This window comes from Mesorhizobium sp. M7A.F.Ca.CA.002.15.2.1 (genome assembly GCF_003998715.1).
Classification (GTDB): Bacteria; Pseudomonadota; Alphaproteobacteria; order Rhizobiales; family Rhizobiaceae; genus Mesorhizobium; species Mesorhizobium ciceri.
Window position 1 is genome coordinate 1 of record NZ_RZPI01000264.1, and the last position, 6,945, is coordinate 6,945.

7 protein-coding genes are annotated in these 6,945 nt (G+C 64.6%); all 7 read right to left on the reverse strand.

Going from position 1 to position 6,945, the window contains the following annotated elements:
* On the reverse strand, positions 1-712 hold a 712-nt coding region (locus ENZ74_RS16310), incomplete at its 3' end, for an FGGY family carbohydrate kinase (RefSeq protein WP_245470965.1).
* 22 nt (positions 713-734) lie between these two features.
* Positions 735-1,553 carry an aldolase gene (locus tag ENZ74_RS16315; RefSeq protein ID WP_024504448.1) on the reverse strand — a complete coding sequence of 273 codons (819 nt, stop codon included), beginning with the start codon at positions 1,551-1,553 and terminating at the stop codon, positions 735-737.
* A 14-nt stretch (positions 1,554-1,567) separates the two neighbouring features.
* Positions 1,568-3,265: a glycerol-3-phosphate dehydrogenase/oxidase gene (locus tag ENZ74_RS16320; RefSeq protein ID WP_063169060.1), complete on the reverse strand. Its 1,698-nt coding sequence runs from the start codon at positions 3,263-3,265 to the stop codon at positions 1,568-1,570.
* A 20-nt stretch (positions 3,266-3,285) separates the two neighbouring features.
* Entirely contained in the window at positions 3,286-4,281 is a 996-nt protein-coding gene (locus ENZ74_RS16325) for an aldo/keto reductase (protein ID WP_063169061.1), read from the reverse strand.
* The gene (locus tag ENZ74_RS16330) at positions 4,278-5,258 is read right to left on the reverse strand and encodes a sugar-binding transcriptional regulator (protein ID WP_024504451.1); all 981 of its coding nucleotides are present in this window, start codon (positions 5,256-5,258) and stop codon (positions 4,278-4,280) included. The genes ENZ74_RS16325 and ENZ74_RS16330 overlap by 4 nt, the downstream gene beginning before the upstream one ends.
* A gap of 25 nt (positions 5,259-5,283) precedes the next feature.
* Positions 5,284-6,207 carry an ABC transporter permease gene (locus ENZ74_RS16335; RefSeq protein WP_224674565.1) on the reverse strand — a complete coding sequence of 308 codons (924 nt, stop codon included), beginning with the start codon at positions 6,205-6,207 and terminating at the stop codon, positions 5,284-5,286.
* 76 nt (positions 6,208-6,283) lie between these two features.
* Positions 6,284-6,945, reverse strand: a 662-nt coding sequence (locus tag ENZ74_RS16340; RefSeq protein ID WP_164761052.1) for an ATP-binding cassette domain-containing protein, incomplete at its 5' end; no start/stop codon positions are given.

The following is a 6,945-nucleotide window of genomic DNA, read 5'->3' on the forward strand; positions in this document are numbered from 1 at the left end:
CAACGACCGGCGTGCCGGCGCGCAGTCCCGTCAGGGCCGCCACCTCCGCGCTGACATGGCCGGCAATGTCGGCCGATTCCAGCACTGGCGGCAGTAGGTCCATGCAATCGCCGAGCCCATAGGCGGCAAGCAGGTCCGGCTCGTAGCGGCGGTCCTGCATCTGCAGCAGGCCGCAGCCCGACATATCTGAAGTATCGCTGCTGCGCGCACCTGTCAGGCGGTTGACGACGAAATCCTTGCACAAGAACACAGTTCCGATGCTGGCAAACAAAGCCGGCGAAAAGCGCTTGAGCCAGGCAAGCAGGGTCGGCGTCTGCGCCGCCCACGGCCGCTGCAGGCAATGTGCGTAGGTGCGGTCGCCGACATTCTGTTCTGCCCATTCGGCAACGATGTCGACGGCGCGTGTGTCGAGCGACTGGATGCCGATCAATGGCGCGCCCGCACGATCGAGCGCGTAGAGCCCGTTGCCATGGCCGGCGCAGCCGATGGCGACGATCTCGCCGGCGTCGATACCGGCTTCAGCGATGCATTGACCAATGACCGAGACCGCATTGCGCCAGAGTTCGTCGAGGTCGCGTTCGACATGTCCGGGCTTTGGCATGGACGAGCGGCCGTCACGGGCGGCGAATGCCAGTTCGCGGCCCGACAGGTCGAAGAGGATGGCCTTGATGACGGTGTTGCCGGCATCGAGACCGAGGATATAGCTTGCCATTGGCGCCTCCCGAGGCCGCAGCCTATGCCTGGTTGTACAGATCCCAGGCTGCGCCGCCATCGGCATCGTCGTGAATGATTGCCATCAGCCCGCGCACGACAGCGCTCGGGTTGGCATGCTGGTAGATGTTGCGGCCATAGACCATGCCAAGCGCACCCTGTGCCATCAAGGCGGCCGACTTGTCGAACACGGCACGCAGATCCTCCTTGCCGCCGCCGCGCACCAGCACCGGGCAGCGCGCCGCCTCGACAACGCGGTGGAAGTCGTTGGGATCGGTGGTCGGGTCGGCCTTGACGATATCGGCACCCATCTCGCGGGCAAGCCGGGTCAAGGTGACGATCTTATCGGCGTCGCCGTCGACCATGTAGCCGCCATGCTCGGTGACCGGCAGCATGGCCAGCGGCTCGATCATCAGCGGCAGGCCGTATTTCTCGCAATCGGCGCGCACGCGGGCGATGTTCTGCACGCATTGCCGGAACAGGTCCGGCTCGTCGGGTAGCATGAACAGATTGACCACGACGCAAGCCGCATCCATCTCGATGGCGCCAAGCAAGGGCTCGGCTTCGTTCTGCAGCACCGCCCACATCGCCCGGTGGCGTATCCTGTTATAGGGATTGCCCATGTCGATGCGCATCACCAGCGCCGGCTTGTCCTTGCCAGGCACGGCCTGCAGCAGGTCGGCCTGGCCGTAGTTCATCTGGATGGCGTCGGGGCCGGCCTTGACCAGCTGGTTGACCACGCTGGCCATGTCTTCCAGCCCGGCAAGGAAACTCGGCTCGTTGCAGACGCCATGATCGATGGCGACGTCGAGGCAGCGGCCGCCGCCGAACAGCCGGTTCATACGGACTTTCTTGTTTACGCGCATAGGGCGCTCCTTTGATGTGTCTGGAGGTCGATGCCGTGCCGGTCGGCCAGCAAGGCGAGGAAGGTCGAGCGCTCGGTGGCAGCCTCGCTGGCGCTCCAGTCCTTGTGCGCCGCCAGCATGTCGAGAACGGCGTTGACGAGGTCGAAGCTGAGACCGCCTGAAATGGCGATGGTGGTGCGGCGCAAGAACAGGTCGGCAAGGCACTCGACCTGCTCGCGCTCGATGATGCGCCCCATCTCGCTTGCCGAATAGTCCGACTGCGGCAGCATCTGTTCGCCCGCCGGGTGCGAAACGAAATCCCTGGCCGACGTGCCATAGCGCTGCAGAAGCGTTTGCGCGCGCTCGACCGTCAGGCCATGCTCGGCGGCGAATGACGCGCACCAGGCGTCCGGGTCGGCCGGAAAATCACGGCCGCCACCGATGGCCATGTCCTGCGTGCCCTGGCTGCGCGCGAGGCCGAGCCGCTTCAGTGCCATGTCGGCGGCCAGCGCTCCAAACGAACGGAAGGTGGTCCACTTGCCTCCGACCATGCACAGTGTCGCCGGCAGGTGCCCGCTCGCTTCTACGAACTCGCAAAAATGATCGCGCGGTATGCGGCTGGTAAAACTGTCCTCGCTGGCGGGCAAGGGTCGCACGCCGGCGAAGCGGAACACGATCTGGTTTTCAGCTACTTTGATCGAGGGGAATACAAAGGCGAGCGACTGCAGGATGTAGCGCTGCTCGTCCTCCTCGCAACGCACCTTGTCCGGATCGTCGACCCGGATGTCGGTCGAGCCGATCAGCACCTTGCCGAGATAGGGAAACAGGATGCAGATGCGCCCGTCCTCGTTCTCGTAATAGACCATATGGCCGCCGAGCGCGTCGAACAGTTCTGCATTGTCGACGATGAGATGCGAGCCCTTGGTGCCGCCCATCATCGTCTGCGCCGCCGCCCCGATGGCCTTGTTGGTCAGGTCGATCCAGCCGCCAGTAGCGTTGATGACCAATTGCGCCCGTACCGGCAGTTGTTCGCCCGTCAGCGTGTCGGTAATGGCGAGGCTATCACCTGTCGACGATACCTGAGCGTAGTTCAAGGCGCGGGCGTTCGCCGCGCTCGCCGTGGCGTCCAGCAGCATCTCCAGGCCGAGGCGTTCGGGCCGGCTCACCCAGGCGTCGTAGTAGGTCGCCGAATTGCGGATCGCCGGATTGATCGCCGGCCATTTTTTCAAGGTTTCGGCGCGGCCCCTGAACCTGTGCGTCGGCATCAAACGCCGTGCGGCGGTGAACAGGTCGTACATGGCAAGGCCGGTCTTGATGACCAGCGCACCACGCCGGCTCGGCCGCCGCGTCAGACCCAGGAAACGCACCGCACCGTTGGCAAGGCCGGAGAAAATGTCGAAGATCGGCACCGTCGTCGGCAACGGGGCCACATAGTGCGGGGCATTCCTCAGCAGCCGGTCACGTTCGAGCAGCGATTCGCGCACCAGTTTGAATTCGCCGTTTTCGAGATAACGCAGGCCGCCATGCACCATGCGTGAAAGGGCGGCACTGGCGCCGCTGCAATAATCGCCCTTTTCCGCCAGCACGACATCGACGCCTTGCAGCGCCAGTTCGCGAAAGACGCTGATGCCGTTGATGCCGCCACCGATGACGAGCACGGCGATATCAGGCCGGTCGCGCAGACCGGCTAACGTATGGCTACGGTTCATCGGGGCTGTTGCCTTTTTTCTCAGGCATCCATCGCAGTGAGATGCGCGGCTGCCGCGGCGTCGATTGCCGCAAGCTCGCCTGCCGCAAGCGTGATCTCCCCGGCCCGTGCATTGTCGAGCGCCTGTTCGGGATTGCGCGCGCCGCACAGGGCGAAGGTGATGCCCGGCTGGGCGAGCGTCCAGGCGATGACGATCTGCGCGGTCGACGCCTGGTGGCTCTCGGCGATAGGGGCGATGGCCTCTTTCAGCTTTGCCACCTTCTGCCGGTTGGCCGTGGAAAAGCGCGGGTTGTCCTTGCGCTGGTCGTCGCCGCCGAATGTGCGGCCGGGGTCGACCGTGCCGGTGAGCAGCCCCAGCGCCAGCGACGAATAGCTGAGCGTGGCGATGTCATGGCGGCGAGTGATCGGCAGCAGGCTGCTCTCGATGTCGCGGTCGATCATCGAATAGCGCTCCTGGATCGCATCGAGCTGGCCGGCATCGATATAATGGCCGAGATCCTCGGCGCTGATATTGCTGACGCCGATGGCGCGGATCTTGCCGGCTGCCTTGAGCTTTTCCAATACCGCCATCGTCTCGGCGATCGGCGTCGTCGGGTCCTGCCAATGGGTGATGTAGAGGTCGATATGATCGGTGCCGAGACGCCGCAGGCTCTGCTCGACCTCATAGGCGATGCCGTCGGCGCCGAGATAGCGATGCACTGGCTTGTCGTCCTGGTCGAAGAAATGCCCGCCCTTGCCCGAATGCCAGTTCAGCCCGCATTTGGTCGCGATCACCACCTTGTCGCGCTTGCCCTTGATGGCGGTGCCGACGATCGCCTCGCTGCGGCCAAGACCGTAGGCCGGCGCTGTGTCGATCAGGCTGAGGCCGGCATCGATCGAGGCTTCGATCGCCCGCACCGACTCCTTTTCGTCGGTGCCGCCCCACATCCATCCGCCAATCGCCCAGGTGCCCAGGCCCACGGCCGACGCCGATATGCCGGACTTGCCGATCTGCCGCTGGATCTGTCGAGAATTCATGCTGCCTCCTGTTCGGCCAGCTCGAGGATCTGGAGCCCCGTGGCCTCGTCCGTGACGATGGTGTCGAGATGATTTCCGCGCATTGCGGCGAGGATCGGCGCGACCTTGCTGGCGCCACTTGCAATGCCGATCGAGCGCGGGATGGTCGCGAACTCGTCAAGCGTCAACGAGACCAGCGAACGGTTGAGCGAGTAGTTGCAAAGCTTGCCCCGGCGATCGATGAGATGGGCGAGCAGCTCGCCTGTTGCCCCGGACTTCTCGATCGCCTGGCGATCGGCATTCGAGGACGGATGCAAATCGTAGTAGCTGGAATCGTCGGTCAGGATGGAGCCGACACCCACCACCGCGACATCGGCCTCGCGCGCCTTGCGAAACACGTCGGCGACGGAGCTGATGCCCATCAGCATCTCGCGCTGCTGCGCGGTGTCCGCAAACAACGGCGCATGGATCTGGTAGGCGCGGCCGCCGAGCTTGTCGGCCATCAGCGAGGCGACGTGGTTGACATCGGTGTAGTGCTTGCCCTGCACCAGCCCGGTGGCGGGAATGATTTCGACGTCGTAGCGGCGCCCCGGCTTGAGACCGGCGACCAGCGCGCTGACGCCCTTGCCGCCGGTGATCGAAATGGTGTCGCCGTCCTTGATGGTGTCGAGCAGCAGCCCAGCCGCCGCCTCGCCGACCCGCTGCAGGGCGGTGTGCGGATTTTCGGAGACCGACGGCACCACCATCGCCCGCTCGATGCCGCCCAGCGCCACCAGCCGCGCTTCCAGGTCGACCAGATGATCGATCGGCGACTTGATCTTGATCTCGACGAGACCGAGCTGGTGACCGCGCTTGATCAGCCGGTTGACGGTCGCGTGCGAGATGCCGAGTTCCCCGGCGATCTCGGCCTGGGTCTTGCCTTCGACATAATGCAGGACAAGCGCCTGGTGCATCTGACGAACAGCGGCGATGTCGTCGCGGGTGTTGGGAGGGGCCATGGTCTTGTTTCGCCGCCTTTGAGGTTCAGGACTTCTTGCGGTGCAGGAAGTGATCGATCGACACCGCTGCCAGCAGGATGCATCCCTTGATCATGTCCTGCCAATAGACCGAGACATCGAGCAGGATAAGCGAGCTCGTCACCACCGACAGCAGAGCCATGCCGAGGATCGCCCCGAAGATGGTGCCCGAGCCGCCATTCAGCGAGGCGCCGCCGATGACGGCCGCGGCGATGATGTTGAGCTCCATGCCGGCGCCGAAGGTCGGCGTCGCCGCGCCGAAGCGCGCCATGTAGATGACGCCGGCCACTCCGGCGAGGGTCGAGCACAGCACCGTGACCCAGAACTTCACCTGATTGGTCCTGATGCCGGAGAACTGCGCGGCCTTCTCGTTGGAGCCGGTGTAGAAAACCTTGCGGAAGGCCGTGGCGCGACGCAGCAGGAAGTCGAAGATCGCCACCACGACGATGAAGATCAGGATGACATAGGGGATGTTGTTGAAACTGCCCTGGCCGATGGCCTTGAAGGCCGGCGGCAAGGTGAACAGCGACAGCGGCGTGCCCTTGGTGACCACCAGGCACATGCCGCGCACGATGACCATGGCGGCCAGCGACGTGATGAAATGATTGAGCCCTATCACGGTCACGAAGAAGCCCATGGCCGCGCCGATCAGCGCGCTGACGCCGATGCCGATCAGGCTTGCCGTCCAGGGATCGAGCCCGGCGAGGAACAGCGCACCCGAGACCACCATCGAGAAACACACGACGGAGCCGACGGAAAGGTCGATGCCGCCAACGATGAGCAGGACGGTCATGCCGACGACGACGATGCCTTCGATGGAGAAGCTCATCAGCATGGCGCGGAAATTGCCCCATGTCAGGAAGTGCGGCGAGGCGAAGCTCATGGCGATGCACAGCGCCAGGATGATGACGATCAGCCCGGCCTCGCGCATCGAGGCGAGGTGAGCGAAGTTGATGCGCCGCCCGGCGGACTTGATCTCGGCGTGCACGAGCGCTTCTCCTGATTCCCTAGGCGACATTCTGGGCCTGCCTTTGAATTGAACTGTCCTGGACGCCCGAGGCGAGCATGATGATGGCTTCTTCACCGAGCTCGCTGGCGGCGAGTTCGCCGGCGATCCTGCCTTCGCGCACCACAAGAACGCGGTCGCACAAGCCAATCAGCTCCGGCAGTTCGGACGAGATGATGATGACGCCGACACCGCTGCCGGCTAGCTGGCGCAGCAGCCGGTGAATCTCGACCTTGGCGCCGACATCGATCCCGCGCGTCGGCTCGTCCATGATGATGACCTTGGGACTGACGGACAGCTGCTTGGCGATGGCAACCTTCTGCTGGTTGCCACCGCTCAGCGTCGACACAGTGGCCTCGATGCCGGCCATGCGCACGCCGAGCCTGCCGGTCAGCTCCCGCGCCTGACGATCCTCGGCCTTGCGGTCGAGCAGGCCGAGGCGCCCGGTGAGCCGGCCGAGGTCGAGCGCCGATATGTTCGCCGCGATCGGCAGATCGAGGAACACGCCGGAGCCTTTGCGATCCTCAGAGAGATAGACCAGCCCCGCCTTGACCGCATCGCCATAACTGCGCAGCCGCAGCTGCTTTCCGTCGAGCGCGACGGTTCCAGAGGTCATTGGCCTGAGGCCGCAGACCGTCTGTGCGATCTCGCTGCGGCCGGCGC

Excerpts from the sequence above, each read along its gene's own strand:
- ENZ74_RS16335 (WP_224674565.1), bottom strand. The coding sequence starts at position 6,207 with ATGCGCGAGGCCGGGCTGATCGTCATCATCCTGGCGCTGTGCATCGCC.
- ENZ74_RS16320 (WP_063169060.1), bottom strand. The coding sequence starts at position 3,265 with ATGAACCGTAGCCATACGTTAGCCGGTCTGCGCGACCGGCCTGATATC.
- ENZ74_RS16330 (WP_024504451.1), bottom strand. The coding sequence starts at position 5,258 with ATGGCCCCTCCCAACACCCGCGACGACATCGCCGCTGTTCGTCAGATG.
- ENZ74_RS16315 (WP_024504448.1), bottom strand. The coding sequence starts at position 1,553 with ATGAACCGGCTGTTCGGCGGCGGCCGCTGCCTCGACGTCGCCATCGAT.
- ENZ74_RS16325 (WP_063169061.1), bottom strand. The coding sequence starts at position 4,281 with ATGAATTCTCGACAGATCCAGCGGCAGATCGGCAAGTCCGGCATATCG.